Below are 1,143 nucleotides of genomic sequence, written 5' to 3'. Positions count from 1 at the left end.
CCTCTCTAGGGGTCAAAAGTGGCGAGGAGCTGGAGAAAGGTCGGCCTGGAGGCATGTTTGTGCCGAGGTCGCTGTGAAAGAACGACGCCAAGGGCATCCAGACCGAGCCGAAAGACGCTTTTGGTGCTGTAGCCGTGTTTCAAGGTCTTTGGTGGGGATTTCGTGGCCACGAAATCCCCACTGACGCAGCACCAGATAAAGGCGAGTGCGACCACGCCAAACAGGAGGCTCAGCCGGTCACCATCGGTGAGGCGGGTCGCTTCCAGATCGAAACCGCGTCCTTTGAGTGCCTGGTGCATGTTTTCCGCGTTCCAGCGCCAGGCATAACGGTCAATGGCCTGGGTACTCCACCCGTGATAGGCCAGATAGAGGATCTCGCCGTGGAGGTTCTTGCAAGCAAGAACCCGCATCCGCACGCCATAGACGGTGATCGCACAGTGCCAGCGGCGCAGCTCACCGGGTTGGAGCTTCAGGAAGCACGACCGAACGTCGATGCCGTTGACGCGCGTGGTGGCATGCAGTCGAATGGTCGGTTGAATGCCCAGGCGTTGCAGCGCCAGAAACCAGTCTCGGCCGATAAACTCGCGGTCTGCCAGGAGCGCGAGACGCTTCCCGTGAAGCGACGCTACAACCGATTCCACCAGGGCGATCCGGGCAGCCGATGAACTGCTGCCCCCATGGGGCAGCGCCGTCCACGCCAGTGGAAAACTGAACGACTTCCACATCACGCTGAGGATGAGCAGATTGAGATCACGTTGACCCCATTTCCAGTTGGTGCGGTCAAGGATGAGCACCAGCTCGTCCTGATCCCGGAAGAACCCCAGGACGAAGCGGGCCGTCATCGACTGCTGCTCCGCCCAGTCAAACTGAACGAAGCGCTTCAGGCGCTGATAGATGGTCTCGTCGGTTCCGACGAGACGAAGGCACACCACCAGTTGGAACAGGCAGACGGTGCGTTTTTCGATGATGGCGAGGATCAGCGCCGCCAGGACGGTGAGGCGACGCGGATCAAGCGCAAAGTGGGTCGGCAGGCGGGCACAGAGGCTATCCTGAGGCCGTCGGTTCCTGGTGTTCTTCATCGCAGAAAACACCGTACAGGAACCGACTTTTCAGCTCCACCGCAGACTTTTGACCCCTAGAGGG

At 60.2% G+C, this 1,143-nt stretch carries 1 protein-coding gene; it reads right to left on the bottom strand.

Going from position 1 to position 1,143, the window contains the following annotated elements; genetic code table 11:
* Window positions 1-5: 5 nt before the first annotated feature.
* Complete coding sequence (locus tag K7W42_RS22690; protein ID WP_224577677.1) at window positions 6-1,079, bottom strand: IS4 family transposase; 1,074 nt, start codon at window positions 1,077-1,079, stop codon at window positions 6-8.
* Window positions 1,080-1,143: the final 64 nt, after the last annotated feature.

This window comes from Deinococcus betulae, assembly GCF_020166395.1.
Taxonomy (GTDB): domain Bacteria; phylum Deinococcota; class Deinococci; order Deinococcales; family Deinococcaceae; genus Deinococcus; species Deinococcus betulae.
This window is presented reverse-complemented; position numbering and strand designations above follow the sequence as displayed.

Bases quoted from the DNA above. Each gene is read 5' to 3' on its own strand.
- K7W42_RS22690 (WP_224577677.1), bottom strand. From the start codon at position 1,079: ATGAAGAACACCAGGAACCGACGGCCTCAGGATAGCCTCTGTGCCCGC.